A 24,911-nucleotide genomic window follows, 5' to 3' on the forward strand; every position below is an offset into this window, starting at 1 on the left:
ATCACACCGGCATATTCATGATGTCCTGGTAGGCCGCCACCAGCTTGTTGCGCACCTGGACGCCCAGTTGCAAAGACACCGACGATTTCTGCAGATCGACCATCACATCATTCAGGCTGATGCCCGGCACGCCCAGCTCAAAGTCCTGCGCCTGTTTGCGCGCCGTCTGCTGGGTGTCGCTGATCTTGCCGAGCGCCGCGGTCAGTTCGCTGGCGAAGCTGACGCCCTGCGGCGCCGCATTTTGCCCCATCTTGCCGGCCTGAACCGCCATGGTCTGCATCTGCTGCAGTACCCCTTCAATGCCCTGAATCGCCATCTGGTCCTCAATCCTCTCGTCTCGCCGGGTGACGTTTTCACCCTGTACTTCTCCAATGATGCACACCCTAGCACAGCGTTTTCGGACCTAAAGCGGTTAATTAACTGCAAAAAACCCGGCTTATCGGGCAATCGGAATTGTCTGATAAGGCGAATAATGGCCTGCCCAGAAATGGGAGCGCCGCTATTTAGAAGATATGTGTATCAGGGAGTCTGTTTTGTCACACAACGCTAACCATACCGTTCATCAGCCTGGCAGGGAGCTGCTCAGCGGCCCGTACGGGATCGTGAGCGCCATTGAAGGACGAGACCTAAAATGAGTGCTTCGATAACCGCCGGCGAAAGCCGCGACAACGGCCTGCAGGCCATCTGGAACCGTCTGCGCGCCAACCCGAAAATTCCGTTGCTGGTCGCCGCTTCCGCCGCGATCGCGATCGTCGTCGCACTGCTGTTGTGGGTGAAAAGCCCCGACTACCGCGTGCTGTACAGCAATCTGAACGACCGCGACGGTGGCGCCATCGTCACCCAGCTGACGCAGATGAATATCCCTTATCGCTTCGCCGAGAATGGCGCAGCGCTGCTGATCCCGGCGGAAAAGGTGCATGAAACCCGTTTGCGCCTCGCGCAGCAGGGGCTGCCGAAAGGCGGCGCCGTCGGCTTCGAACTGTTGGATCAGGAAAAATTCGGCATCAGCCAGTTCAGCGAGCAGATTAACTATCAGCGCGCCCTCGAGGGCGAGCTGTCGCGCACTATCGAGTCGCTGGGGCCGGTGCAAAACGCCCGCGTTCACCTGGCGCTGCCTAAACCTTCGCTGTTCGTGCGCGAACAAAAATCCCCTTCCGCCTCGGTAACGCTGACCCTGCAACCCGGCCGTGCGCTGGACGACGGCCAGATCAACGCCATCGTTTATATGGTGTCGAGCAGCGTCGCCGGTCTGCCGCCGGGCAACGTGACCGTGGTCGATCAGGCCGGCCGCCTGCTGACCCAGTCCGACGGCACCGGGCGCGATCTCAATGCTTCGCAGCTGAAATACGCCAACGAAGTCGAAAACGGCTTCCAGCGCCGCATCGAAGCGATCCTCGCCCCGGTGGTCGGCAGCGCCAACGTGCGTGCGCAGGTCACGGCGCAGATCGACTTCGCCACGCGCGAACAAACCGATGAACAGTACCAACCTAACCAACAGCCGGATAAAGCCGCCATCCGCTCACAGCAAACCAGCCTGAGCGAGCAGATCGGCGGGCCGCAGGTCGGCGGTGTGCCGGGCGCACTGTCCAACCAACCGAGCGCTCCGCCTACGGCGCCGATTGAAACCGCCAAGCCGGCGGCGGGCAATAACGCCAACGCCACCGCGCAAAACGCCGCGACCACCCGCAGCGCGGCGGCCAGCGGCGTGCCGCAAAATACCCGTCGCGACGCGACCACCAACTACGAGCTCGATCGCACTATCCGCCATACCCAGCAAAAAGCCGGCACCGTGCAGCGTCTGTCGGTCGCCGTGGTGGTCAACTACCTCGGCGCGGATAAAGACGGCAAACCGCAGCCGATGAGCAAAGAACAGCTGGCGCAGATCGAAGCGCTGGTGCGTGAAGCGATGGGCTACTCCAGTAGCCGTGGCGATACCCTGAACGTGGTCAACACGCCGTTTACCGACGCTCAGGTGACCGGTGGCGAACTGCCGTTCTGGCAAAGCCAGTCGTTTATCGATCGCCTGATCGACGCGGGCCGCTATCTGCTGGTGCTGCTGGTTGCCTGGCTGCTGTGGCGCAAACTGGTGCGGCCGCAGCTGCAACAGCGCCAGGCGGCGCAACAGGCCGCCATCGCCGCCGCCAACGCGCCTGCCGCCAAAGCGGTCGATAGCAGCAAACCGAGCAACGAGGAGCTGGCGCAGCGTCGTAAATCGCAGCAGCGCGTCAGCGCAGAAGTCCAGAGCCAGCGGATCCGCGATCTGGCTGACAAAGACCCGCGCGTGGTCGCTCTGGTAATCCGCCAATGGATGAGTAACGAGATATGAGCCTGACCGGAACCGACAAAAGCGCCATCTTGCTGATGACGCTGGGTGAAGATCGCGCGGCGGAGGTGTTCAAGCACCTCTCCTCGCGCGAAGTACAGCTGCTGAGCGGCACCATGGCCGGCATGAGCCAGGTGTCGCACAAACAGCTCGGCGAAATACTGACCGAGTTTGAAGACGACGCCGAGCAATACGCGGCGCTGAGCGTCAACGCCAGCGACTATCTGCGTTCGGTGCTGGTCAAGGCGCTGGGCGAAGAGCGCGCCGCCAGCCTGTTGGAAGACATTCTCGAATCGCGCGAGACCACCACCGGCATGGAAACGCTCAACTTTATGGAGCCGCAGAGCGCCGCCGACCTGATCCGCGACGAACACCCGCAGATCATCGCCACCATTCTGGTGCACCTCAAACGCGGCCAGGCGGCGGATATTCTGGCCCTGTTCGACGAACGCCTGCGCAACGACGTGATGCTGCGTATCGCCACCTTCGGCGGCGTGCAGCCGGCGGCGTTGGCGGAGCTGACCGAGGTGCTGAACAACCTGCTCGACGGTCAGAACCTCAAACGCAGCAAAATGGGCGGGGTGCGCACCGCCGCCGAGATCATCAACCTGATGAAAACCCAGCAGGAAGAAGCGGTCATCGACGCGATGCGCGAATACGACGGCGAGCTGGCGCAGAAGATCATCGACGAGATGTTCCTGTTCGAAAACCTGGTGGAAGTCGACGATCGCAGCATCCAGCGCCTGCTGCAAGAAGTGGAAGGCGAGTCGCTGCTGATCGCGCTGAAAGGCGCCGAACAGCCGCTGCGCGAGAAGTTCCTCAAGAACATGTCGCAACGCGCCGCCGACATCCTGCGCGACGATCTGGCCAACCGTGGCCCGGTGCGCATGTCGCAGGTGGAGAACGAGCAGAAAGCCATCCTGTTGGTGGTGAGACGCCTGGCGGAAACCGGCGAAATGATCATCGGCGGCGGCGAGGACACCTATGTCTGATCGCATTAACACCCTGCCCTGGCAGCCCTGGTCGCTCAACGATTTGGGCGAACAGAAACCGGCGTTCGAACTGCCGCCGCTGCCGGATCTCGAACACAGCGATCCGTCGCCGGACGCGCAGGCCGAATTGCAACAGCAGTTGGCGACGCTGCGGCTGCAGGCCGAGCAACAGGGCCAGCAATTGGGCTATGCCGACGGCCAGCAAAAAGGCTATGAGGCCGGCTTTCAGTCCGGTCTGGAAGAAGGCCGTCAGCAAGGGCTGCTGGAAGCGCAGCAGCAGCAACAGCCGCTGACCGCCCACTGGCAGCAGTTGGTCACCGAATTCCAGCACACGTTGGACGCGCTCGACAGCGTGATCGCTTCCCGGTTGATGCAGCTGGCGTTGACCGCCGCCAAACAGGTGCTGGGCCAGCCGCCGGTGTGCGACGGCACCGCCCTGCTCGCGCAAATCCAACAGCTGATCCAGCAGGAGCCGATGTTCAACGGCAAACCGCAGCTGCGGGTCCACCCGGACGACTACCCCGCGTCGAGCAGCAACTGGGGGTTACCCTCAGCCTGCACGGCTGGCGCCTGCTGGCGGACGGCGAACTGCACCCGGGCGGCTGCAAGGTCAGCGCCGAAGAAGGCGATCTCGACGCCAGCCTGGCGACGCGCTGGCATGAACTGTGTCGCCTGGCGGCACCGGGAGAAGTCTGATGACCGCGCGTCTCGGCCGCTGGCTGAGCTCTCTGGATACGTTGGAAAAACGTATCGCCCGCGCGCCGACGGTGCGCCGCTACGGCCGCCTGACCCGCGCCACCGGGCTGGTGCTGGAGGCCACCGGGCTGCAGCTGCCGCTCGGGGCGACCTGCCTCATCGAACGGCACGACGCCGGTGAAGTGCAGGAAGTGGAAAGCGAAGTGGTCGGCTTCAACGGCCAGCGGCTGTTCCTGATGCCGCTGGAAGAAGTGGAAGGCATCGTGCCGGGCGCGCGGGTTTACGCCCGCATCGCGCCGGAAGGCCAAAGCGCCGGCAAGCAGTTGCCGCTCGGCCCGGCGCTGCTGGGGCGCGTGCTGGACGGCAGCGCCAAACCGCTCGACGGTCTGCCGTCGCCGGAAACCGGTTACCGCGCGCCGCTGATCACCGCGCCGTTCAACCCGTTGCAGCGCACGCCGATCGAGCAGGTGCTGGACGTGGGAGTGCGCACCATCAACGGTCTGCTGACCGTCGGTCGCGGCCAGCGCATGGGCCTGTTCGCCGGTTCCGGCGTCGGCAAGAGCGTGCTGCTCGGCATGATGGCCCGTTATACCCAGGCGGATGTGATCGTCGTTGGCCTGATCGGCGAGCGTGGCCGCGAGGTCAAAGACTTTATCGAGAACATTCTCGGCGCCGAAGGCCGGGCGCGCTCGGTGGTGATCGCCGCGCCGGCGGACGTGTCGCCGCTGCTGCGCATGCAGGGGGCGGCCTACGCCACCCGCATCGCCGAGGATTTCCGCGATCGCGGGCAGCACGTGTTGCTGATCATGGATTCCCTCACCCGCTACGCCATGGCGCAGCGTGAGATAGCCCTGGCTATCGGCGAACCGCCGGCGACCAAAGGTTATCCGCCTTCGGTCTTCGCCAAGCTGCCTGCGCTGGTGGAACGCGCAGGCAACGGCATCAGCGGCGGCGGTTCCATCACCGCCTTCTACACCGTGTTGACCGAGGGGGACGATCAGCAAGACCCGATCGCCGACTCGGCGCGCGCCATCCTCGATGGCCACGTGGTGCTGTCCCGACGCCTGGCGGAGGCCGGCCACTACCCGGCTATCGACATCGAAGCGTCAATCAGCCGCGCCATGACGTCGCTGATCGACGAGGAGCATTATCGCCGGGTTCGCACCTTCAAACAGATGCTGGCCAGCTATCAGCGCAACCGCGATCTGATCAGCGTCGGCGCCTACGCGGCCGGCAGCGATCCGTTGCTGGACAAAGCGATGACGCTGTACCCGCAGATGGAGGCGTACCTGCAACAGGGCATCTTTGAACGCAGCGGCTATGATGAAGCCTGTCAACAGCTGCAGCAGTTGATTGTTTAACGTCACAGAGGCGCAGAGCGATGAAATCACAGTCACCCCTGATTACCCTGCGCGATCTGGCGCAGGACGCGGTGGAACAAGCCGCGCAACAGCTGGGCCAGGTTCGGCAGGCGCAGCAGGCGGCGGAGCAACAGCTGTCAATGCTGCTCAACTATCAGGACGAATACCGCCAGAAGCTGAATCATACGCTCTGCGACGGCATGGACAGCTCACGCTGGCAAAACTACCAGCAGTTTATCGGCACGCTGGAACAGGCCATCGACCAGCACCGCCAGCAGCTGCTGCAGTGGGGGCAGAAAGTGGATCATGCGGTGAAGCAATGGCAAGACAAACAACAGCGGTTGAACGCTTTCGAGACCCTGCATACCCGCGCCTTAAATGCGGAGCAGCAGCAGGAGAATAAACGGGATCAAAAACTGATGGATGAGTTCGCTCAACGCAGTGCACAAAGGAATATCAACCCATGAATCTGAACGCCCTGCCCGGCCTGGCCTTACCCGGCGATGCCGGCGGCCTGGCCGAACTGACGTCGGCGCTGGATGAGAGTCAACTGTCGACGGCATTCGCCCAGCTGCTCGGCGCGCGTTTCGCGCCCGCCGCCGATGGCAAACAGCCGCCGGTCGCGCTGAGCGCGGACGATGAACGCGCCCCGGCCCTGAGCCGCAACCAGCTCAATCAACTGCTGGCCGCCTTCGGCGAGCGCGGCGGCCTGCTGCAGAACCCGGCAATCTCAGCCGATGCGCTTTCATCTGAACGCCCCGAGGCCGATGCGCCCGTCGCCGGCGATAAACCGGCGCAGCCGCCGATCGCCGCGGCCAAAGAGCTGGATGCCGCGACGCTGCAGGCGCTGTACGCCATGCTGCCGGCCGCGATCGTCGCCCAGACTCAACCGGCCGACGGCCAGCGGCCGCTGCCGGTGGAAAACGCTGACGATGCGACTGCGCTGCAGCCCGGCAACGGCCTGCTGAACATCGCGGCGGCCGGTGATAACACCGCCGCGCGCTCGTCGGCGTCAGCCGCCACGACGGTGACAAACGCTAAAAACCCTGCCCCGGACGGCGATAGCGCCACGGCGGCGCTCCCGCAGCCGACCAGCGGCGAGCGCGCCAGTGCCGCTCAACCGCTGCCGGCGAGCGATACGCAGCAGCCGACGACGCTCAATCACGCCGTCGCCCTGGCCGCCGCCAGCCCCACGCAAAACGGCCGCCCCGGCCGGCGCGCTGGTGACGGCGCCGCCCGCGCCGCAGTTAAACGCGCAGCTGGGCAGCCCGGAATGGCAGCAGGCGTTGAACCAACAGGTGCTGATGTTCCACCGCAACGGCCAGCAAAGCGCCGAGCTGCGCCTGCACCCGCAGGAGCTGGGCGCCTTGCAGATCACGTTGAAACTGGACGATCAGCAGGCACAATTACACATTGCCTCCGCCCACGGTCAGGTGCGCGCGGCGGTGGAAGCGGCGATGCCGCAGCTGCGTCACGCGCTGGCCGAGAGCGGCATCAACCTGGGACAGAGCAGCGTGGGCGGCGAGTCCACCCCGCAATGGCAACAGGCGCAGCAGCAGGCTTCCAATGGCCAGGGGCGTTCCAGCTATGCTGAACACGCTGGCGGCGAGGCTGCGGCCGCCGACGGCGTCAGCGCGCCGGTGGCGTTGCAGCGCATGGCCAGCGCGGTCAACGGCGTCGATATTTTCGCCTGAGCCGCCGCAAACGCCCAAGCTGGCACCCATTTGCGCGTCTATTCAGGCTATTGCACGCCGCGATAGACGCGATAATACCTTTACATGTCATGCGTGCGGCTTTGCCGCGCGCTATGCCCGCCGCCACGCAGGCCGCGGGTGGAACAACAGGAATTAGATTTGGCTATGTCTCAGAACTCCCTTCCGGCAGCACCGAAACGCCCCTTCTGGTCATCCTGCTGGTATTGATCAGCGTCGTCGCCTGTGGCGCCGCGGGCTACAGCTGGTGGCTGCTGCAACAGCATAAAAACGGCGCCGAACCGGCCGCCGTCAAACAGCAACCGCCGGCCGCGCCGGTGTTCATGCCGCTCGACACCTTTACCGTCAACCTGGTGACGCCGGACAACAACCCGGATCGCGTGCTGTATATTGGCCTCACGCTGCGCCTGCCGGACGAAAGTACCCGCCGTCAGCTGAACGATTTTCTGCCGGAGGTGCGCAGCCGCTTGCTGATGCTGCTTTCCCGTCAGGAAGCGAGTCAGTTGGCCAATGAACAAGGGAAGCAACAGCTGGTGGCGCAGATAAAGGACGTGCTCAGCCCGCCGCTGGTTAAGGGACAACCGAAGCAGGTGGTCAGCGACGTGCTGTTCACCGCCTTCATACTGCGGTAATCACTATGGGCGATAGCATTCTTTCACAGGCAGAGATCGACGCCTTGCTCAACGGCGACAGCGCGGGTGATGAACCCGAAGCGGTGGTCGGCAAAGAGAGCGAGGTCAAGCCTTACGATCCGAACACCCAGCGCCGCGTGGTGCGCGAGCGACTGCACGCGCTGGAAATCATCAACGAACGTTTTGCCCGGCAGTTCCGCATGGGGTTGTTCAACCTGCTGCGCCGCAGCCCGGACATTACCGTCGGCCCGATCAAAATCCAGCCGTATCACGAGTTCGCCCGCAACCTGCCGGTGCCGACCAACCTGAACCTGGTGCATCTGAATCCGCTGCGCGGCACTGCCCTGTTCGTGTTCGCGCCGAGCCTGGTGTTCATCGCCGTCGATAACCTGTTCGGCGGCGACGGCCGCTTCCCGACCAAGGTCGAAGGCCGCGAGTTCACCCCGACCGAACAGCGGGTGATCAAGCGCATGCTGCGCCTGGCGCTGGACGCCTACGGCGACGCCTGGAGCGCCATCTACAAGATCGACGTGGAGTACGTGCGCGCCGAAATGCAGGTGAAGTTCACCAACATCACCACCTCGCCGAACGACATCGTGGTCACCACGCCGTTCCAGGTGGAGATCGGCGCGCTGACCGGCGAGTTCAACATCTGCATTCCATTCGCGATGATCGAACCGCTGCGCGAACTGTTGACCAACCCGCCGCTGGAAAATTCGCGGCAGGAAGACAGCCACTGGCGCGAAACGCTGGTGAAGCAGGTGCAGCACTCCGAACTGGAGCTGATCGCCAACTTCGTCGATATCCCGATGCGGCTGTCGAAAGTCCTGAAGCTGCAACCGGGCGATGTATTACCGATAGACAAGCCGGAACGCCTGATCGCCCATGTGGACGGCGTACCGGTTCTGACCAGCCAATACGGCACGTTAAACGGGCAATACGCCCTGCGTGTTGAACATTTGATTAACCCTATTTTGAATGCTCTGAGTGAGGAACAGCCCAATGAGTGATCCTAAGCAACCGTCTGGCGAAGGAAAGGAATCCGTAGACGATCTGTGGGCTGATGCGTTTAACGAGCAGCAGTCTTCAGAGAAATCCGGCGCGAGCACCGAAGGGGTGTTCAAGTCGCTGGAAGCTCAGGATGCGCTCGGCAGCCTGCAGGATATCGACCTGATCCTGGATATTCCGGTCAAGCTGACCGTGGAACTGGGGCGCACCAAGATGACCATTAAAGAGCTGCTGCGCCTGTCGCAAGGCTCGGTGGTGGCGCTGGACGGCCTGGCCGGCGAACCGCTGGATATCCTGATCAACGGTTACCTGATCGCGCAAGGTGAAGTGGTGGTGGTGGCCGACAAGTTCGGCGTGCGCATCACCGACATCATCACCCCATCCGAACGCATGCGTCGACTGAGCCGCTGATGACCGCCGCGGCGCCCGTTACCGTCCAAAGCACCCAACCGCCCGCCGCGCCGGCCCTGCCGGCCGGTTCGGTGTTGATGCAGGTCAGCAGCGCACTCGGCGGCATTCTGCTGCTGATCCTGCTGGCCGGTTGGCTGTTCCGTCGGCTGGGTTTCGCCCCGCAGGCGCGCAACAACAAACTGCTTAACCTGCGCGCCAGTTGCCAGGTCGGGCAGCGCGAGCGCGTGGTGGTGGTGGAAGTCGATGACACCTTGTTGGTATTGGGCGTCACCGCCCAGCAGATCACCCCGCTGCACACCCTGCCCGCTCCGCCGAAAGACGCAGGCGAGGCCGACGCGGCGACACCGGCGGACTTCCGCCAACTGATGCAAAAAGTTCTGAAACGCCCGGAAAAATCGGCATGACCTCGACTCTTCATACCCTCGTCCGCCGCCCGGCGGTTTGGCTCCCTGCCGCCCTGCTGTTCATCAGCCCGGCGGCTTTCGCGCAACTGCCGGGGCTGATCAGCCAGCCGCTGGCCAACGGCGGCCAGAGCTGGTCGCTGCCGGTGCAGACGCTGGTGCTGTTGACCTCGCTGACCTTCCTGCCGGCCATGCTGCTGATGATGACCAGCTTCACCCGCATCATCATCGTGCTCGGCCTGCTGCGCAACGCGCTGGGCACGCCGTCGGCGCCGCCGAACCAGGTGATGCTGGGGCTGGCGCTGTTCCTGACCTTCTTCATCATGTCGCCGGTGTTCGACAAGGTTTATCAGGATGCCTATCTGCCGTTCAGCCAGGACAAAATCGGGCTGGAAGTCGCGCTGGATAAAGGCGCGCAGCCGCTGCGCGAATTCATGCTGCGGCAAACGCGCGAAACCGATCTCGCGCTGTACGCCAGACTGGCCAATCAGCCGCCGCTGGCCGGCCCGGAAGCGGTGCCGATGCGCATCCTGCTGCCCGCCTACGTCACCAGCGAACTGAAAACCGCCTTCCAGATCGGCTTTACGGTGTTCATTCCGTTCCTGATTATCGATCTGGTGGTCGCCAGCGTGCTGATGGCGCTGGGGATGATGATGGTGCCGCCCGCCACCATCTCGCTGCCGTTCAAGCTGATGCTGTTCGTGCTGGTCGATGGCTGGCAGCTGCTGCTCGGCTCGCTGGCGCAGAGCTTCTATTCGTAACCCCTGACCGGAGAAAGCGAGATGACACCTGAATCGGTTATGGCGCTCGGCACCGAGGCGATGAAAGTCGCGCTGGCGCTGGCCGCCCCGCTGCTGCTGGCGGCGCTGATCAGCGGCCTGGTCGTCAGCCTGCTGCAGGCCGCCACCCAGATCAACGAAATGACGCTGTCGTTCATCCCTAAAATTCTGGCGGTGGTGGCCACCATCATCATCGCCGGTCCCTGGATGTTGAATCTGTTGCTGGACTACATGCGCACCCTGTTCAGCAACCTGCCTACCCTGATCGGCTGACCGTGCTCACCTTCGACAGCGCCCAGCTCACCGTCTGGCTCAGCCACTACTTTTGGCCGCTGCTGCGCATTCTGGCGCTGATAAGCACCGCGCCGATATTCAGCGAAAAGCAAATCAGCAAAAAGGTCAAAATCGGCCTTGGCGGGCTGATCGTCATCCTGATTGCGCCGACGCTGCCCGCCAGCAATATTCCCATCTTCTCCGCCGCCGGCCTGTGGCTGGCGATTCAGCAGATTCTGATCGGCGTGGCGCTCGGATTGACCATGCAGTTCGCCTTCGCGGCGGTGCGCCTGGCGGGGGAAGTGATCGGCATGCAGATGGGACTGTCGTTCGCCACTTTCTTCGATCCCAGCGGCGGCCCGAACATGCCGGTGCTGGCGCGCCTGCTCAACCTGCTGGCGATGTTGCTGTTCCTCAGCTTTGACGGCCATCTGTGGCTGATTTCGCTGCTGGCGGACAGCTTCCATACCCTGCCGATCCAAACGCAGCCGCTGAACGGCAACGGCTTCCTGGTGTTGACTCAGGTCGGCTCGCTGATCTTCATCAACGGCATGATGCTGGCATTGCCGCTGATCTGCCTGCTGTTGACGCTCAACATGGCGCTCGGCCTGCTCAACCGCATGACGCCGCAGCTGTCGGTCTTCGTGATCGGTTTCCCGGTCACCATGACCTTCGGCATCATGACGCTGGGCATGATGATGCCGATGTTGGCGCCGTTCTGTGAGCACCTGTTCGGTGAAATCTTCGATCGACTGGCGGCGGTGATCGGCGGCATGACCTTCTGAGCCCCTGCGGCCCCTTCCTTTCCCCCTCTTCCGCCTGAGACAAAATGGCAATAAAAACGCTTTCTTGGGACAAAAGCCTGAGAAACGTCTTTTATCCGGATTAAGGTCCAAATGTCTCCGGCGGCTTGAATAAATAAAACCCCGACCTAAAATAGACCCGGTAGAAAAAATATCGCCCGCACCCCGTCAGTCGCCCGCGGCGATAATATAAACTTATTGGTTAGAGAAAAATAAAATAACGCAGCCGCGCAGAGTTAAATGCGCGGCAGATAACTTACCCCCTGAATAAATGCGTCCGGCAGCCTGCCGGCTGCAGGGCGCAGCATCGACCTTTGCTAACTACAGGAGCGAGATCATGATTAAAGCGAAAAGCAACCGCAAAGCACGCCGGTTATTCGGTATGGCCCACTGGAAAAGCAACAAATTTAAAGTTGCCATCAGCGAAACGGCCGCCGGTGAAAAATGGAAAGTGGTGAAGAAAAAGAAATAATCCCGTACGGTTTTTAGCAAAACATTCCGGGTTGCGCCCGTATCCGGCCTCTGCTGCGCCATTCGACGCAGCACCGGGACGGCAACCCGGCTCCTGCCGTAACCGGCATTAATCACCCGTCGGCAAGCCATGTCGACATCCTGTACATTTCATTGTCAGGAATGAAATAATGCAGCGCGTCGCCCTCGCTGACACGCTAAATTTAAAGATAATGCATTAATAATTTGCTTTACTCACATCTCTTATTTATTCACTGACAAGAAAAATCGATTTCCCACCTTATTCCCCCAGCGTTATATTGGAAGAAACCTTGCAGACAGCACACTGCAAGTCTCGCCCAAATATAATCGGTGTAAATATGAAGATAAAATTCCAGCTGAGTGATTTATTCATCAGCGGCATCGCCCTTTTGATCATGAGCACTATTTTAAATACGCTGGGCTTTTCCTGGGGGTTATTTGTTCTTCCGCCTGGCGTCGATAGTTTCGTCATCATCCCGTTTACTTTATTTGGCTCATTGAAGTTGGCCGAGTGCCTCTATACGCCAATACGGTGGCTGTTCAATGAGAGCCGCAAGCCTCAAATCGAAAACAACAACCCTAAAAATAACGCCAAGTCGCGTTAACAGGAGATCGACCTATGTTGAGAGAACTGGCCAGCGAAGAAATGCAACGGATGGGCGGCGCCGGCGACGGCAATAACGGCGGCGACCGAGATCGCGACTATGGCCGAAGCTCCTACGGCGCGCAGGCGAACGGCTTCCAGCCTAATTGGGCGGCTAAAGGCTATGGGCTATTTCAGGATCCTTGTACCGGCTCGGTGGTTACCGGTGCCATTGCCATGGCCGGCGCCTTGGCCAGCCGTAACGGCAGTGCGATTGGCACTACGGCGGCCTCAGCCTTCGTCAACATAGGCAGTCAATGCACTAAAGGGTCCGGCAACGATCGCGGCGTGCCTTTCCGCTAAGGCTTAAGGTGAATGGGGAACACGCAGACAAAAAAAGGCGCGTCACTCAGTCAGTAGTGGGAGAACGAGCGACGCGCCAAACGAGTGCGCCCGGTTTCAAGAAGCCTCCCTCCCCGCGGGGCGGAGAAGGCGTTTTCTAAGCGCACTAAAGGGAAACCCGTCGCGGTCAGGCAACGGGGTATTGCTCTTAACGATTCATCTGGAACAACGACATGCCCTGCATATCGCTGAAGGTTTTGTACGACGCCTGCAGCGCCGCCTGCTGCATGAAGTAGGACGAGATAGACTCGGCCAGGTCGGCATCCGTCAGCGCGCTCATCTGGATCTGATTGGTCATGTCACGCTCTTTACCGATGCTGTCCAACTGGTCCATCTCCTGCAGCTGGCTGCCCAGCTCGGCGCGCACGCTCAGCACGTTGTTGTAGGAGTTGTCCAGACCTCGGTTGGCTTTCGCCAGCGCATCGTTCACCTGCTGCTTGGTGGCCTCGTCGGTGCCCTGCAGCGGGGTTTTCAGCGCGTTCAGAGCAATATCGATGCTCTCGAATACGTTGCTGACCGGCGCGCTGCCGTCCGGCTCGGGCTTCGGATTGCTGGTCAATGACATGAACACCGCGTTGCCGGTATGGCCGATGGTCATGGTGCGGTTAGCGTCCACTTTCTGCTCAACCGTCTTGTCGCCGCCCTGGTAACTGACGGTGCCGCCGTTGTCGACGAACGGCGCCTTGTCGTTCACATACCCGCCGAACATATAGCGGCCATTGCCGTCGGTGCTGTTGGCCTGGTTCAGCAGCTGATCTTTCAACCCCTGCAGCTGGGTGGCCAGCGACTGGCGATCGTTATCGCTTTCGGTGCCGCCGGCGTTGACGATCAACGCCTTCATGTCCGCGATGGTGGAGGTCGCGCCGGCCAATACCGTTTCTTCCATCGACACGTTCTGACGGGCGAAGGTGCGCGCCAGCGTGTATTGACTGTTTTCCGCCTGCGACTGCGACAGCATCACCGCGCGCGACGCCGCCAGCGGATCGTCGGACGGGTTGATCACTCGCTTGCCGGAGGAAAGCTGCTCGGCGGCCTTCATGAACAGCGACTGGTTGCCCGTGATGCCGTTCATGTTTTGTTGGTACATCATGCCGGTACTCATGCGCATGCTGTGGGTTCCTTACTCTGAGCGACCGGCGCCGTTATCGGCGCCGATTAACAATGAAATCAACGAATGTTCAGCAGCGCGTCGAACAGCGAGCTGGCGGTCTGAATCACCTGCGCGTTAGCCATGTAGTACTGCTGGAAACGCAGCAGTTCACCGTACTCTTCGTCAAGGTTGACGCCGGACATCGACTGCTGTTGCGCGCCCAGCTGGGTGACGATTTTGGCCTGCGACGTGGCGATGGCCTTGGCGGCGGCGGTCTGGTTGCCGACGCCGCTGACGATGCCGGCGTAAGCGCCGCTCAGGGTCGCTTTGCCGTCCACCAGGTTTTTGGTTTGCAGATCCAGCAGTTTCTTGGCGTTCTCGTTATCGCCGCGGCCGCTGTCGTCTTTACCGGCGGCGGCGATCTTGGACGAATCGGTGATGGCCACTTTCAGGTTGCCCGCCACGTCGCTGACCGGTTTCACGGTGAAACTGTCTTTGGCCTGCGCATTGCCGTCGATGCTCACTTCCAACCCGTCGAAGTTCAGCGTCGGTTTACCGTCGGCGCTGGTGCCCGGCGTCGCGTTGACTTTCACGTTGTCCGGCAGGCGGCTGACCTGCCAGTTGCTGCCGTCGAACTCGACGCGATAATCGTTGGCCTTCACCTTGCCGGTATCGGTGTAAGAGACCGACAGCGACGCGTCGCCGGTGTTGCGGGTGTTATCCACCACCCGGCCGCCGCTGAAGCTGAAGAAGTCGCCGCCCGCGTCACCGTTCAGATCGAAGCCGGCGCGATGCTGTTGGTTAAAGCTGTCCGCCATCGCCAGCGCCAACTGGCCCAGCTGATTGCGCACGCCGTCCAGCGTTTCGCTGCGGAATTTCAGCACGCCGCTCAACGTGCCGCTGGTGATCTGGCCTTCCGGCACTTCGCTGGCGCCGTTGCCGCGGTTATAGCCGATGGTCAGACGGGAAGGATCGCTGCTGGAAGGCACGGCTTCCACCTGATACGTATTGCTGCCCTGCACCAGGGTTAAACCGTTGGCGAAGGAAACGGTATAGGCGTCGCCGTCCTGTTGCGTGACCTGTACGCCCACCAGCTGGTTCAATTCGGTGACCAGCTGATCGCGCTGATCCAGCAACGCATTCGGTTCGCCGCCGGCGCTGCCGCGCAAACGGGTGATCTCGTCGTTCAGCTTGGCGATCTGTTGGCCGTAGCTGTTGATCTGCTGCGCCGTATCGCTGATCTGCTGATTGACGCCGTTGTCCATGTCGCGCAGGAATTTGTCGGTGTTGTTGAACTGGTTCACCAGGCCGTTGGCCTTGCCCAGCACCGTCTGGCGCGCGGCGTCGTCACCGGCGTTGCTCACCAGGTTCTGCAGGTTGGTAAAGAAATCCTGCATGTTGGTCGACAGCGGGTTGGTCTTGCTCGCCAACAGGTTGTCGATCTGCGAAATCTTCTCGTAATAGGCGTTTTGCGCCCCGAACGCGCTTTGCGCGCCGCGCAGCTGGTTGGTGATGAACTGGTTGTACTCGCGGTTAACGCTGGTGACGGTCACGCCGTTGCCGATAAAGCCGCTCATGGTGGCCATGCCGCCGTTCTGCGCCAGAATCGCGGTCTGACGGTTGTAGCCCGCCACGTTGTAGTTGGAGATGTTGTTGCTGACGGTACTGAGCGCCACCTGAGCCGCATTCAGCCCGCTCATCGCGGTATTGATTAAGCTATTGGACATCGGAATTCCTTATGCTGCGGCGCCGGTGGCCCACAGGGTTCTTAATTGAGCTGCTGAGCCTGTTCGCTCAGCCTGTTTCGGTTATCGGCAAAAATGAGAAGAACTTGAGGAAAAAAAGCGGCAATGCGGTCAGCATCCAGCGATGCCTCCATTGCCGCCTACCCCCTAAATAATTGGCGCCGCAGCGGCGTCAAGAATGACGGGGATTTAGAACAAATCTTTCAGATCGTGGGTGTAAGCTTTCACCGCCTGTTCCCCCGCGCTCTTCATCTGCTGAATCACGCTGACCAACTTGCTGGCGTACTGCGGATCGGTGGCGTACCCGGCGCGCTGCAGCGCATGCGCCGCCTGCTCCGGGCTGCGCGCGGCGGCCACGTCGGCGTAGCGCGGGTTGTTGGTCAGCAGTTTGACGTAATCGGCGATCGCTTCGACGTACGACCCGTAAACGCGGAACTTCGCCTTCACCTTCTTCGCCGCGCCCTGTTCGAACTCGGTGGTGGTGATCTCCGTCACCGGCCCGCTCCAGCTGCCGCCGGCCTTGATGCCGAACAGGTTGTAGCTCGGCGTGCCGTCTGAGGTTGGGATCTCGCGCTGCCCCCAGCCGGATTCCAGCGCCGCCTGCGCGACGATCAGCTGATGCGGAATGCCGCTCTGCTGGCTGGCGACCTTCGCCGGTATCGACAGACGAGCGACGAAGTTGCCGTTGTTGAGCGACAGCGGCGCGGCGGCCGGCGGGGCTTTCGGCATCGCCCGGCGCACCATCTGCTCCAGCGCCTGGTTCGGCAGCGTTTGCAGCACCTCGTTGTCCAGCGCCATCGGCGACATGCCCGCGGTTTCGCTCGGCACCGCGTTGGCGTTGCTCATCTGCTTGACCATCATGTCGGCCAGCCCCAGCCCTTTTTGCGACATCTGCTGGGCGATTTGCTGATCGTACATCGAGGTATAGAGCCGCGTTTGATCGCTGCTCAACACCCCGTCCTGCGGCAAGGCGGAACGCATGCTTTTCAGCATCATCTGCACGAACATGCCTTCCACCTGCTGGGCCACCTGCTTGAGGTTGCCCTGCGGGTCGGCCGCCGCGTCGCGCTTCAGGCCGTTCAGCGCCTGGGCGTCATAGGCCGCGCCCGACATCGCCATCAGATCGCCCGCCATCAGATGATTTCCAGCTTGGCGCGCAGGCAGCCGGCGCTCTGCATCGCCTGCAGGATCGACATCAGATCGATCGGCGTGGCGCCCAGCGCGTTCAGCGCGCGAATGACGTTGTTCAGGTTGGCGCTGGCGTTCACCTTCTGCAGCGACCCGCCCTGCTGTTGCACCGAAATCTGGGTGTTTGGCGTCACCACCGTTTGGCCGCCGCCGAACGGCGTCGTCGGTTGGCTGACGGTGTTCTGCCGATCGACCACCACCGACAGGTTGCCCTGGGCGACGGCGCAGGAATCGAGGATCACATCGCGGTTCATCACCACCGACCCGGTGCGCGAGTTGATGATCACTTTGGCGTCCATCGCGCCGACGTTGACGGTGATGTTTTGAATCTCCGCCAGGAAGCGCACCTGAGAGCTGTTGCCCTGCGGCACCAGCACCTGGATCGTACGGGCGTCGAGCGGCGTCGCGGTGCCGCCGCCGCGTTGGCGGTTGATGGCGTCGCTGATCTGCTGCGCCAGCGTGAAGTCTTCGTCGTTCAGCTGCAGGTTGAGTACGCCGCCGCTGCCGAAGGTGGTCGGCAGTTCGCGCTCGATGGTGGCGCCGTTGCTGATGCGCCCGCCCGCCAGCTGGTTGACCTGCACGCTGCTGCCGCCGGCCGCCGCGCCCGCGCCGCCGACCAGCACGTTGCCCTGCGCCAGCGCATAGACCTGGTTATCCACGCCTTTCAGCGGCGTCATCAGCAAGGTGCCGCCGCGCAGGCTCTTGGCGTTGCCCATTGATGAGACCACCACGTCGATATTCTGCCCGGCGCGCGAGAACGGCGGCAGTTTGGCGGTCACCATCACCGCCGCCACGTTTTTCAGCTGCATGTTGGTGCCCGGCGGCACGGTGATGCCCAGCTGCGACAGCATGTTGCTCAGGCTTTGAGTGGTGAACGGCGTCTGCATGGTCTGGTCGCCGGAGCCGTCCAGCCCCACCACCAGGCCGTAGCCGATCAGGGCGTTGTCTCGCACGCCCTGCACCGTCACCAGATCGCGGATGCGCTCCGCCGCCGCCGGCAAGCACACCAGCCCGACGCACAGCGCGATAAACCATTTTTTCAGCATCAGTCAATCCTTAGAACGGTGAAACATTTAAGAAGAAGCGCTGCAGCCAGCCCATGGTCTGCGCTTCGTTGATATAGCCATTGCCGACGTATTCGATCCGCGCGTCCGCCACCTGCGTCGAGGTGACCGAGTTGTTGCCGCTGATGGTGCGCGGGTTGACGACGCCGGAGAAACGAATGAATTCGGTGCCCTGGTTGATGGCGATCTGCTTTTCCCCCACCACGTGCAGGTTGCCGTTGGCCAGCACCTGGTTGACCGTCACCGTAATGGTGCCGTTGAAGGTGTTGTTGGCGTTGGCGCCGCCCTTGCCGCCGAAGGTGCTGTCGCCGGAAATGTCCATATCGGCGCGCGCATTGCCCAACAGGCCGTCAAGGTAACGCGGCGAGGTGGCGACGCCGAACTTGCTGGCGCCGTTGCGGCTGGCATTGGCGGAGGAGCTCTTGCTGGCGCTGACGTTTTCCTGCAGCACGATGGTCAGGGTGTCGCCGACGTTGCGCGGACGGCGGTCTTCGAACAGCGGCTGATAGCCGTAGTTCATCGGCTGCACCGTCTGGAAGATCGAGCCGTTCGGCATCGGCGCGCTGGCCGGCGCGGGCTGCGCCGTGGTCGCACCGTCCACCAGCGGTTTATGCGGAATATAAGCGCAGCCGCTCAGCGTCAGCATCACCATTCCCGCCAGCCAGCGTTGTCCCTGCCGCGGCAGGATTGCCATCGAATATGTGGTTACCACGGGTATCGCCTTTGTTTCACGAAAGAGAATGACGGGCGCGGCAAGCCGGGCCCGTCAATGACAGATTACAGTTGCGTCAGCTTTTGCAGCATCTGATCGGAAGTCGATACCGCTTTGCTGTTGATCTCGTAAGCGCGCTGAGTCTGGATCATGTTGACCAGCTCTTCCGCCACGTTAACGTTGGAGGTCTCCACGTAGCCCTGATACAGCAGACCGGCGCCGTTCAGCCCCGGCGTGCTCTCGTTCGGCGCGCCCGAGCTTTCGGTTTCCTGATACAGGTTCTCGCCCACGCTCTCCAGACCGCTGTCGTTGACAAAGGTCGTCAGCGTCAGTTGACCCACCTGCTGGGCGGCGGTTTGCCCCTGCTGGGTGACGCTGACGATGCCGTCGCGGCCGACGGTGATGGACAGCGCGTTAGCCGGAATGGTGATCGCCGGCTGCACCTGGAAACCGCTGGAAGTGACCAACTGGCCGTTCTGATCGATCTGGAACGAGCCGTCGCGCGTGTAGGCCTGGGTGCCGTCCGGCAACATCACCTGGAAGAACCCCTGCCCCTTGATGGCGACGTCTTTGCTGTTATTGGTCTGCGACAGGTTGCCCTGGCTGTGCAGCCGCTCGGTCGCCACCGGACGCACGCCGGTGCCGATCTGCAGACCGGAAGGCAGCGTGGTCTGCTCGGAGGACTGCGCCCCCGGCTGACGCATGGTCTGGTACAGCAGATCTTCAAATACCGCACGCTGGCGTTTGAAGCCGTTGGTGCTGACGTTCGCCAGGTTGTTGGCGATCACGTCCATGTTGGTCTGCTGCGCGTCCAGACCGGTTTTGGCAATCCATAAGGATGGAATCATCGGTTATTTCCTTGCTGCTTAGCTCACTGAGAGCAGTGAGTTGGCACGCTGTTCGTTTTCATCCACGCTGTGGATGACCTTCATTTGCATTTCAAAACGGCGGGCGTTGGCGATCATGTCGACCATGGTCTCCATCGGCTTGACGTTGCTGCCTTCCAGCACCCCGGGCATCACCCGCACCTGCGGATCGTTTTGCAACTGATTGCCGCGCAGCTGTTGGGTTTCCGGCGTCAGGCGGAACAGCCCGTCGTCACCGCGCATCACTTCGCGCGCGTCGGCTTTCACCAGCTTCAGGCGGCCGATCTGCGCGATGGTGTTCGGCGGATCGCCGGCGTTCAGCGCCGAAATGGTGCCGTCGGCGGCGATGGTGATCTCCGCCGAGGGCGGCACCTCGATCGGCCCCCCGTCGCCCATCACCGGCAGCCCCTGCACCGTCAACTGCCCGGTGGAGGAGATCTGGATGTTGCCGTTGCGGGTATAGGCTTCACCGCCGCCCGGCAGGCTCACCGCCAGGAAACCGTCCTGCTGCAGCGCCACATCCAGCGGGCGCGCCGTATAGTTCAGCGCCCCCTGGCTCATGTCGGCGCCCGGCGTCGACGCGGCCACCAATGTGCGCGTCGCCAGGCTCGGCCCGTCAACCGGCACCGCGCGCAGCGCGGCGAGCTGGGCGCGAAAGCCCGGCGTCGACGCGTTGGCCAGGTTGTTGGCGGTAATGGACTGCTGCTCCAGCGTTTGGCGAGCCGCGCCCATCGCGGTATAAATCGCGTGATCCATAACTCGACCCTATTAGCGCAGGCTAACCAACGTCTGCAGAATGGAGTCCTGCGTCTTGATGGTCTGGGCGTTGGACTGATAGTTACGCTGTGCGACGATCATGTTCACCAGCTCCTGGCTCAGATCGACGTTGGAAGACTCCAGCGCGCCGCTGGTCAGCTTGCCTAAGCCGCCGCCGCCCGCAAGACCGACGCGCGGCTGACCGGACGCGCCGGTTTCCTGCCAAACGTTATCACCCTGCGACGCCAGCCCTTCCGGGTTGGAGAAGTTAGCCATGACGATCTGGCCCAACAGCTGGGTCTGCTGGTTGGAATAGACGCCCACGATGGTGCCGTCGTTGTTGATCTGATAGCCCGTGTATTCACCGGCGGCATAACCGTCCTGCGATACCTTGCTCACCGAGTCGCTGCTCACGTTCTGCTGCATGCTGCCGGCGAAGCTCAGGGTGAAGTTTTGCGCCGGCGCGCCGTCTTTGGCGGTCATCGGGATCACCATGCTGAACTCGCCCGGCGCGCCGTTGGTGCTGGTGGTTTTCACCAGGGTACCGCTGGTGCTGAACTCCATGGTGCCGGCGTTCACTGGCGCTGCGCTGCCGTCCTGGGTGTAGACCTGCCATTTATTGTCTTCGGTCTTCACGAAGTAAGCGTTGATGTTGTGCGCGTTACCCAGCGAGTCGTAGGCGGTGATGGTATTGGTATAGTTGTAGCTGTCCTGTTTGGTCGGATCGAAGGTCTTGTTTTCCGGCACCTTATGGGTCGACATCAGGTTGGCGACCATCTGGCCGGAAGTGGACGCTTTCGCGTTCATCATGCCTTCAGGAATGCTCAGCGGCACCGGGTTGGCGCCCTGCTGAATGGTCGGCGGGGAGCCGGCCGCCGGATAGCCGGTCAGCTGCAGACCCTGCATGTTGGTCAGATTGCGGTTCTCGTCCAGCTTGAACTGGCCGTTGCGGGTATAGAAGATGCCGCCGTCTTTATCCTGCATGCGGAAAAAGCCGTTGCCGTTGATGGCCACATCCAATGAACGGCTGGTGCCGGTGGTGGTGCCGCCCTTGAAGTTCTGGGTGATGCCGGACACTTTGACGCCCAGACCGACCTGTGAACCGGCGAACATGTCGGCAAAGGAGACGCTGCCGGATTTGAAGCCCGCCGTCGCGGAGTTGGCGATGTTGTTACCGATCACGTCCAGGTTGGTTGCTGCCGCGTTCAAGCCGCTGACTGCCTGAGAAAAAGCCATGTTATTCTCCGAATAGTGGTCAGGCTATCGTCCGATTGAGCCTGATGCTTAGGGTTATAAGATCTGTCGCACGTCTTCCAGGGTGGCGTTGCCCGCCAGGCCGAGATCCAGCTTGGCGCCGTTGCCGTCGCGGATCACGCCGTTCACCAGGCCGAAGTGCAGGCTGCGCGCCACCAACTGCTCGCCGTTGCCTTTGGCGTTAATCGCCACTTTGTAGGCGCCGTCGGGCGCGGTGGAGCCGTCATCCAGCGAACCGTCCCAGGTGAAGGCATGCACGCCGGCGGTCAGACCGCCGATTTCGATGGTGCGCACCACCTGCCCGCTGGCGTTGGTGATGGTGGCGGTTACCTGATCGGCGGCGCGCTCCAGTTCCACGCCGAACGGCGTGGTGCTGACTTTGCCGTCCTTGCTGCCGACCAGAATGTTGCTGCCCGGCACCATCACGCCGTGGCCGATCAGCGCGGTGGCCTGCAGCGACTGATTGCTGTTGATCTGACCGGAGATCGACCCCAGCGTGGTGTTGAGTTTTTCGATGCCCTGAACGGTGTTGATCTGCGCCAGCTGCGAGGTCAGTTCGTTGTTCTGCATCGGATTGGTCGGGTCCTGGTTTTTCAACTGCGCCACCAGCAGCGTCAGGAAGCTGTTGTGCAGATCCTGGCTGTTGGTATTTTTGCTGTTGTTACCGATGACGGTATTGTCCAACGACTCGTTCGTGGTTGGGGCGATAGCCATGGGAACCTCCGGTTACTGACCCAGCGTCAGGGTTTTCATCATCATCGACTTGGTGGTGTTGAGCACCTCGACGTTGGCCTGATAGCTGCGGGAAGCGGAGATGGTGTTGACCATTTCCCCCACTACGTCGACGTTCGGCATGCGCACATACCCCTTGGCGTCCGCCAGCGGGTTGCCCGGCTGATACACCAGACGCTCGGGCGCCGGATCGTCCACCACCTGGGCAACGCGCACGCCGCCGGTCGGCTGTCCCGGCGCCGCTGCGACCTGGAACACCACCTGCTTGGCGCGGTAAGGTTCGCCGTCCGGGCCGGTCACACTGTCGGCGTTGGCCATGTTGCTGGCGCTGACGTTCATGCGCTGGGATTGCGCCGATAACGCCGAGCCGGAGATATCAAAAATATTCAGTAAAGACATGCGCCTTATCCTTGTTGCAGTACGGACATCATCCCTTTGATCTGACCGTTGAGCAGCGTCAGGTCGGTCTGATATTTCAGGCTGTTATCGGCAAAGTTGGTGCGTTCGCGATCCATGTCCACCGTGTTGCCGTCCATCGACGGCTGATCCGGCACCCGGAACAGCAGATCGAGCTGCGGCGGCTGCAGGGTCTGCGCCGGGATATGGCGCGCCGCCGTCAGGTTGAGCGCCATGCCGTTGCCGCTGACGCGCCCCTGCTCCATCACTTTGTTCAATTGGCTGGCGAAATCGATATCCCGCGCCTGATAACCCGGTGTGTCTGCGTTGGCGATGTTGGCGGCCAGAATTTCCTGCCGCTGGGCGCGCAAGTTCAGCGCCTCTTGGCCAAAGCGCAGAGCCGCGTCCAGTTTGTCGAGCATGCTCCCTCCGCGAGGTTAGAATTTGGAGTCGACAGCATAAACGCCCCCCGCGCTACCCTATCGCGGGAATAAACGCAAAATGGGGCGCTATTTATCTGCTTAGCCTGCGCGCGCTGCGGGTACACTTACGCGTATCCCGATGAAGCTTGAGAAGATGACGATGAAAGGTAAAATGCTGCTGCTTATCGGCCTGCTGTGCAGTCTGAACGCGCGTGCCGACGATCTGGCGACGCAAATCGAAAGCTTCATCCAAGGCAAGTTCAGCGGCGAACCGGTGCAGGTAAAAGTGCGGGTGCGCACGCCGCCGAACCAATGGCCCGCTTGCGAACTGCCGCAGCTGTCGCTGCCGCCCAACGCGCGGATCGGCGGCAACGTCAGCATTTCGGCGCGCTGTGGCCAAGAGCGGCGTTTTATCCAGACGCAGGTGCAGGTGTTCGGCCGCTATCTCGTTTCGGCGCGCGGCATCACCGCCGGCAGCCGGTTGACGGCGGCGGACCTGACGTTGAAAGAAGGTCGGCTCGATACCCTGCCGCCGCGCGCGCTGACCGAAGCGGGCAAAGCATTAGGCGCCGTCAGCCTGCGCAACATCAGCCCCGGCCAGCCGCTGACCCTCGCCATGCTGCGCCGGGCCTGGATTATCAAGGCCGGGCAACCGGTGCAGGTCAATGCACAGGGCGAAGGATTCAGCATTAGCGGCGCGGGCAAGGCGATGAACAACGCCGCCGCCGAAGACAGCGTGCGCGTGCGCATGGCGTCCGGGCAAATCGTCAGCGGCGTGGTCGGGGACGACGGCGCGATTCGCATTACGTTATAAAAAAGTAAAGGTTCCGCAAACCTTGCCGATAAGACAAATCAAGCAGCATTTTATTGGCCATCAGGGCCGCAACACTTTCATTGCAGCGTCGTCGCCCGAGTGCGGTCACGGCGTAAACGGAGATGGACCATGAGTATCGATCGCACCCAGCGGTTACAGCCGGTTTCCACTGTGCAACCGCGTGAAACCCCGGCCGACAACCCGCTCCAGCCGCGTAAGGCCGCCGTGGCCGAAACCGCCGTCAGCGGTACGCAGGTCAAACTGAGCGAGGCGCAGGCGCGCCTGATGCAGCCGGGCACCCAGGATATCGATATGGGCCGGGTCGAGGCCATCAAGCAGGCGATCCGCAACGGTGAACTGAAGATGGACGCCGGCAAAATCGCCGACGCACTGCTGCAAGACGCGCAGAGCGATGTTCAATGGATCGCCGGACGCGACTGACAACGCGGCGGCGGGTAGCGGTAAAGGATAAGTCATCACTATGGAAAAGCTGGCACAACTGCTGGACAAACTGTTGGAAACGCTGCAGGCGCTCAATGGCGTGCTGGAAGAAGAGCACGATCTGTTATGCTCCGGCCAGCTGCCGGGCGTGGCCTTGCAGCGCGTAACCGATGCCAAAAGCCAACTGCTGGCGACGGTCGCCTACCTCGAGCAACAGCGCCTGGGGCAGGAAAAAACCTGCGGGCAACGCGCGCCCTATGCCAGCCACGCCCCCCTGGCCGACCGTTGGCAGCGCGTTCAATTGCTAAGCCAAACGCTGCGCGAAAAGAACCAGCACAACGGCCTGCTGCTCAATCAGCAGATCGACCATAACGCTCAGGCGCTGGCCATCCTCAGCAAAAACAACAAATCGCTGTATGGCCCGGACGGCCAGTCGCACGCCGGCAGCCTGCTCGGCAGAAAAATCGGCGTCTGACCTGACTCATTTCGCCCGGTGAGCCTATCACCGGGCATGCGTTAACCGGCTTCTGTGCATCCCGTCGCATTTTCTCCCTATCACTCTT

Annotated in this window: 28 protein-coding genes and 3 pseudogenes; 19 read left to right on the forward strand and 12 right to left on the reverse strand. The window is 61.9% G+C overall.

The features are described from left to right. Position 1 precedes the first annotated feature (1 nt). The gene (gene fliE, locus SERRSCBI_RS14195) at positions 2 to 316 is read right to left on the reverse strand and encodes a flagellar hook-basal body complex protein FliE (protein WP_033643509.1); all 315 of its coding nucleotides are present in this window, start codon (positions 314 to 316) and stop codon (positions 2 to 4) included. 315 nt (positions 317 to 631) lie between these two features. Here fliE and fliF point away from each other — a divergent pair, with 315 nt between their 5' ends. The 16 genes and pseudogenes from fliF to SERRSCBI_RS14275 all read left to right on the forward strand — a co-directional run bounded on the left by fliF (position 632) and on the right by SERRSCBI_RS14275 (position 12,829). Then, entirely contained in the window at positions 632 to 2,326 is a 1,695-nt protein-coding gene (gene fliF / locus SERRSCBI_RS14200) for a flagellar basal-body MS-ring/collar protein FliF (protein ID WP_033650870.1), read from the forward strand. Continuing rightward, positions 2,323 to 3,315 (forward strand): flagellar motor switch protein FliG, encoded by a 993-nt coding sequence (fliG, locus tag SERRSCBI_RS14205; protein WP_004934775.1) that lies wholly within the window; start codon positions 2,323 to 2,325, stop codon positions 3,313 to 3,315. Before fliF ends, fliG begins: the two co-directional genes overlap by 4 nt. Then, a pseudogene (gene fliH, locus SERRSCBI_RS24220) lies at positions 3,308 to 4,011 on the forward strand (flagellar assembly protein FliH). The gene fliG and the pseudogene fliH overlap by 8 nt, the downstream one beginning before the upstream one ends. Continuing rightward, on the forward strand, positions 4,011 to 5,372 hold the full coding sequence (fliI, locus tag SERRSCBI_RS14215) for a flagellar protein export ATPase FliI (RefSeq protein WP_004934781.1): 1,362 nt from the start codon (positions 4,011 to 4,013) through the stop codon (positions 5,370 to 5,372). Before fliH ends, fliI begins: the two are co-directional and overlap by 1 nt. A 20-nt stretch (positions 5,373 to 5,392) precedes the next feature. After that, positions 5,393 to 5,839 carry a flagellar export protein FliJ gene (gene fliJ / locus SERRSCBI_RS14220; RefSeq protein WP_033643513.1) on the forward strand — a complete coding sequence of 149 codons (447 nt, stop codon included), beginning with the start codon at positions 5,393 to 5,395 and terminating at the stop codon, positions 5,837 to 5,839. Then, positions 5,836 to 7,066 (forward strand): annotated as a pseudogene (locus SERRSCBI_RS23795) (flagellar hook-length control protein FliK). Before fliJ ends, SERRSCBI_RS23795 begins: the two are co-directional and overlap by 4 nt. A gap of 165 nt (positions 7,067 to 7,231) precedes the next feature. Then, a pseudogene (fliL, locus tag SERRSCBI_RS14235) lies at positions 7,232 to 7,716 on the forward strand (flagellar basal body-associated protein FliL). A gap of 5 nt (positions 7,717 to 7,721) precedes the next feature. Then, a complete protein-coding gene (gene fliM, locus SERRSCBI_RS14240) occupies positions 7,722 to 8,726 on the forward strand; it encodes a flagellar motor switch protein FliM (RefSeq protein ID WP_004934798.1) in 1,005 nt (334 codons plus the stop codon). Further along, positions 8,719 to 9,135, forward strand: a complete 417-nt coding sequence (gene fliN / locus SERRSCBI_RS14245) for a flagellar motor switch protein FliN (RefSeq protein WP_004934799.1) — start codon at positions 8,719 to 8,721, stop codon at positions 9,133 to 9,135. Before fliM ends, fliN begins: the two co-directional genes overlap by 8 nt. Further along, complete coding sequence (gene fliO / locus SERRSCBI_RS14250) at positions 9,135 to 9,539, forward strand: flagellar biosynthetic protein FliO (protein WP_033650868.1); 405 nt, start codon at positions 9,135 to 9,137, stop codon at positions 9,537 to 9,539. Before fliN ends, fliO begins: the two co-directional genes overlap by 1 nt. Then, positions 9,536 to 10,297 carry a flagellar type III secretion system pore protein FliP gene (gene fliP / locus SERRSCBI_RS14255; RefSeq protein WP_033632755.1) on the forward strand — a complete coding sequence of 254 codons (762 nt, stop codon included), beginning with the start codon at positions 9,536 to 9,538 and terminating at the stop codon, positions 10,295 to 10,297. Before fliO ends, fliP begins: the two co-directional genes overlap by 4 nt. A gap of 21 nt (positions 10,298 to 10,318) precedes the next feature. Further along, positions 10,319 to 10,588: a flagellar biosynthesis protein FliQ gene (gene fliQ / locus SERRSCBI_RS14260; RefSeq protein ID WP_004934803.1), complete on the forward strand. Its 270-nt coding sequence runs from the start codon at positions 10,319 to 10,321 to the stop codon at positions 10,586 to 10,588. A 2-nt stretch (positions 10,589 to 10,590) separates the two neighbouring features. Next, the gene (gene fliR / locus SERRSCBI_RS14265) at positions 10,591 to 11,373 is read left to right on the forward strand and encodes a flagellar biosynthetic protein FliR (RefSeq protein ID WP_033632754.1); all 783 of its coding nucleotides are present in this window, start codon (positions 10,591 to 10,593) and stop codon (positions 11,371 to 11,373) included. A gap of 355 nt (positions 11,374 to 11,728) precedes the next feature. After that, positions 11,729 to 11,863 carry a stationary-phase-induced ribosome-associated protein gene (gene sra, locus SERRSCBI_RS24945; RefSeq protein ID WP_004934807.1) on the forward strand — a complete coding sequence of 45 codons (135 nt, stop codon included), beginning with the start codon at positions 11,729 to 11,731 and terminating at the stop codon, positions 11,861 to 11,863. Positions 11,864 to 12,221: 358 nt separating this feature from the next. After that, positions 12,222 to 12,488: a hypothetical protein gene (locus SERRSCBI_RS14270; RefSeq protein WP_038876860.1), complete on the forward strand. Its 267-nt coding sequence runs from the start codon at positions 12,222 to 12,224 to the stop codon at positions 12,486 to 12,488. A 14-nt stretch (positions 12,489 to 12,502) separates the two neighbouring features. After that, positions 12,503 to 12,829: a hypothetical protein gene (locus SERRSCBI_RS14275; protein ID WP_042784863.1), complete on the forward strand. Its 327-nt coding sequence runs from the start codon at positions 12,503 to 12,505 to the stop codon at positions 12,827 to 12,829. Positions 12,830 to 13,016: 187 nt separating this feature from the next. On the opposite strand, the gene flgL is transcribed toward SERRSCBI_RS14275, so the two are convergent. From flgL to flgB, 11 genes are all read right to left on the reverse strand, one after another. Then, positions 13,017 to 13,976, reverse strand: a complete 960-nt coding sequence (gene flgL, locus SERRSCBI_RS14280) for a flagellar hook-associated protein FlgL (RefSeq protein WP_042784866.1) — start codon at positions 13,974 to 13,976, stop codon at positions 13,017 to 13,019. Between the two features lie 59 nt (positions 13,977 to 14,035). After that, complete coding sequence (gene flgK / locus SERRSCBI_RS14285) at positions 14,036 to 15,685, reverse strand: flagellar hook-associated protein FlgK (RefSeq protein ID WP_033643519.1); 1,650 nt, start codon at positions 15,683 to 15,685, stop codon at positions 14,036 to 14,038. 207 nt (positions 15,686 to 15,892) lie between these two features. Next, a complete protein-coding gene (gene flgJ, locus SERRSCBI_RS14290; RefSeq protein WP_033643520.1) occupies positions 15,893 to 16,837 on the reverse strand; it encodes a flagellar assembly peptidoglycan hydrolase FlgJ in 945 nt (314 codons plus the stop codon). Next, positions 16,837 to 17,937 carry a flagellar basal body P-ring protein FlgI gene (locus SERRSCBI_RS14295; protein ID WP_004934816.1) on the reverse strand — a complete coding sequence of 367 codons (1,101 nt, stop codon included), beginning with the start codon at positions 17,935 to 17,937 and terminating at the stop codon, positions 16,837 to 16,839. Before SERRSCBI_RS14295 ends, flgJ begins: the two co-directional genes overlap by 1 nt. A 10-nt stretch (positions 17,938 to 17,947) precedes the next feature. Continuing rightward, positions 17,948 to 18,649, reverse strand: a complete 702-nt coding sequence (gene flgH / locus SERRSCBI_RS14300) for a flagellar basal body L-ring protein FlgH (protein WP_004934817.1) — start codon at positions 18,647 to 18,649, stop codon at positions 17,948 to 17,950. 83 nt (positions 18,650 to 18,732) lie between these two features. Further along, positions 18,733 to 19,515, reverse strand: coding sequence for a flagellar basal-body rod protein FlgG (gene flgG, locus SERRSCBI_RS14305; protein WP_004934819.1), 783 nt, complete (start codon positions 19,513 to 19,515; stop codon positions 18,733 to 18,735). A gap of 18 nt (positions 19,516 to 19,533) precedes the next feature. Then, the gene (locus SERRSCBI_RS14310) at positions 19,534 to 20,289 is read right to left on the reverse strand and encodes a flagellar basal body rod protein FlgF (RefSeq protein ID WP_033643521.1); all 756 of its coding nucleotides are present in this window, start codon (positions 20,287 to 20,289) and stop codon (positions 19,534 to 19,536) included. 12 nt (positions 20,290 to 20,301) lie between these two features. Next, the gene (gene flgE / locus SERRSCBI_RS14315) at positions 20,302 to 21,525 is read right to left on the reverse strand and encodes a flagellar hook protein FlgE (protein WP_033643522.1); all 1,224 of its coding nucleotides are present in this window, start codon (positions 21,523 to 21,525) and stop codon (positions 20,302 to 20,304) included. A gap of 54 nt (positions 21,526 to 21,579) precedes the next feature. Then, on the reverse strand, positions 21,580 to 22,257 hold the full coding sequence (gene flgD / locus SERRSCBI_RS14320) for a flagellar hook assembly protein FlgD (protein ID WP_033643523.1): 678 nt from the start codon (positions 22,255 to 22,257) through the stop codon (positions 21,580 to 21,582). Between the two features lie 12 nt (positions 22,258 to 22,269). Then, entirely contained in the window at positions 22,270 to 22,674 is a 405-nt protein-coding gene (gene flgC, locus SERRSCBI_RS14325) for a flagellar basal body rod protein FlgC (RefSeq protein ID WP_004934826.1), read from the reverse strand. A 5-nt stretch (positions 22,675 to 22,679) separates the two neighbouring features. Beyond that, a complete protein-coding gene (flgB, locus tag SERRSCBI_RS14330) occupies positions 22,680 to 23,093 on the reverse strand; it encodes a flagellar basal body rod protein FlgB (protein ID WP_033643526.1) in 414 nt (137 codons plus the stop codon). Positions 23,094 to 23,253: 160 nt separating this feature from the next. On the opposite strand from flgB, the gene flgA reads away from it, so the two are divergent. From flgA to SERRSCBI_RS14345, 3 genes are all read left to right on the forward strand, one after another. After that, entirely contained in the window at positions 23,254 to 23,907 is a 654-nt protein-coding gene (flgA, locus tag SERRSCBI_RS14335; RefSeq protein WP_033650864.1) for a flagellar basal body P-ring formation chaperone FlgA, read from the forward strand. Positions 23,908 to 24,036: 129 nt separating this feature from the next. After that, positions 24,037 to 24,348: a flagellar biosynthesis anti-sigma factor FlgM gene (gene flgM / locus SERRSCBI_RS14340; RefSeq protein WP_004934832.1), complete on the forward strand. Its 312-nt coding sequence runs from the start codon at positions 24,037 to 24,039 to the stop codon at positions 24,346 to 24,348. Between the two features lie 40 nt (positions 24,349 to 24,388). After that, positions 24,389 to 24,823, forward strand: a complete 435-nt coding sequence (locus SERRSCBI_RS14345; RefSeq protein WP_033650863.1) for a flagella synthesis protein FlgN — start codon at positions 24,389 to 24,391, stop codon at positions 24,821 to 24,823. Positions 24,824 to 24,911: the final 88 nt, after the last annotated feature.

This window comes from Serratia sp. SCBI (genome assembly GCF_000747565.1).
GTDB lineage: Bacteria > Pseudomonadota > Gammaproteobacteria > Enterobacterales > Enterobacteriaceae > Serratia > Serratia ureilytica.

Bases quoted from the DNA above. Each gene is read 5' to 3' on its own strand.
- flgD (WP_033643523.1), bottom strand. From the start codon at position 22,257: ATGGCTATCGCCCCAACCACGAACGAGTCGTTGGACAATACCGTCATC.
- fliF (WP_033650870.1), top strand. From the start codon at position 632: ATGAGTGCTTCGATAACCGCCGGCGAAAGCCGCGACAACGGCCTGCAG.
- fliI (WP_004934781.1), top strand. From the start codon at position 4,011: ATGACCGCGCGTCTCGGCCGCTGGCTGAGCTCTCTGGATACGTTGGAA.
- fliE (WP_033643509.1), bottom strand. From the start codon at position 316: ATGGCGATTCAGGGCATTGAAGGGGTACTGCAGCAGATGCAGACCATG.
- fliG (WP_004934775.1), top strand. From the start codon at position 2,323: ATGAGCCTGACCGGAACCGACAAAAGCGCCATCTTGCTGATGACGCTG.
- flgC (WP_004934826.1), bottom strand. From the start codon at position 22,674: ATGTCTTTACTGAATATTTTTGATATCTCCGGCTCGGCGTTATCGGCG.
- flgK (WP_033643519.1), bottom strand. From the start codon at position 15,685: ATGTCCAATAGCTTAATCAATACCGCGATGAGCGGGCTGAATGCGGCT.
- fliM (WP_004934798.1), top strand. From the start codon at position 7,722: ATGGGCGATAGCATTCTTTCACAGGCAGAGATCGACGCCTTGCTCAAC.
- flgM (WP_004934832.1), top strand. From the start codon at position 24,037: ATGAGTATCGATCGCACCCAGCGGTTACAGCCGGTTTCCACTGTGCAA.
- fliJ (WP_033643513.1), top strand. From the start codon at position 5,393: ATGAAATCACAGTCACCCCTGATTACCCTGCGCGATCTGGCGCAGGAC.
- SERRSCBI_RS14295 (WP_004934816.1), bottom strand. From the start codon at position 17,937: ATGCTGAAAAAATGGTTTATCGCGCTGTGCGTCGGGCTGGTGTGCTTG.
- flgE (WP_033643522.1), bottom strand. From the start codon at position 21,525: ATGGCTTTTTCTCAGGCAGTCAGCGGCTTGAACGCGGCAGCAACCAAC.
- flgA (WP_033650864.1), top strand. From the start codon at position 23,254: ATGAAAGGTAAAATGCTGCTGCTTATCGGCCTGCTGTGCAGTCTGAAC.
- SERRSCBI_RS14310 (WP_033643521.1), bottom strand. From the start codon at position 20,289: ATGGATCACGCGATTTATACCGCGATGGGCGCGGCTCGCCAAACGCTG.
- flgJ (WP_033643520.1), bottom strand. From the start codon at position 16,837: ATGGCGGGCGATCTGATGGCGATGTCGGGCGCGGCCTATGACGCCCAG.
- SERRSCBI_RS14270 (WP_038876860.1), top strand. From the start codon at position 12,222: ATGAAGATAAAATTCCAGCTGAGTGATTTATTCATCAGCGGCATCGCC.
- flgB (WP_033643526.1), bottom strand. From the start codon at position 23,093: ATGCTCGACAAACTGGACGCGGCTCTGCGCTTTGGCCAAGAGGCGCTG.
- SERRSCBI_RS14345 (WP_033650863.1), top strand. From the start codon at position 24,389: ATGGAAAAGCTGGCACAACTGCTGGACAAACTGTTGGAAACGCTGCAG.
- flgH (WP_004934817.1), bottom strand. From the start codon at position 18,649: ATGGCAATCCTGCCGCGGCAGGGACAACGCTGGCTGGCGGGAATGGTG.
- flgL (WP_042784866.1), bottom strand. From the start codon at position 13,976: ATGCGCATGAGTACCGGCATGATGTACCAACAAAACATGAACGGCATC.
- fliO (WP_033650868.1), top strand. From the start codon at position 9,135: ATGACCGCCGCGGCGCCCGTTACCGTCCAAAGCACCCAACCGCCCGCC.
- flgG (WP_004934819.1), bottom strand. From the start codon at position 19,515: ATGATTCCATCCTTATGGATTGCCAAAACCGGTCTGGACGCGCAGCAG.
- fliQ (WP_004934803.1), top strand. From the start codon at position 10,319: ATGACACCTGAATCGGTTATGGCGCTCGGCACCGAGGCGATGAAAGTC.
- SERRSCBI_RS14275 (WP_042784863.1), top strand. From the start codon at position 12,503: ATGTTGAGAGAACTGGCCAGCGAAGAAATGCAACGGATGGGCGGCGCC.
- sra (WP_004934807.1), top strand. From the start codon at position 11,729: ATGATTAAAGCGAAAAGCAACCGCAAAGCACGCCGGTTATTCGGTATG.
- fliP (WP_033632755.1), top strand. From the start codon at position 9,536: ATGACCTCGACTCTTCATACCCTCGTCCGCCGCCCGGCGGTTTGGCTC.
- fliN (WP_004934799.1), top strand. From the start codon at position 8,719: ATGAGTGATCCTAAGCAACCGTCTGGCGAAGGAAAGGAATCCGTAGAC.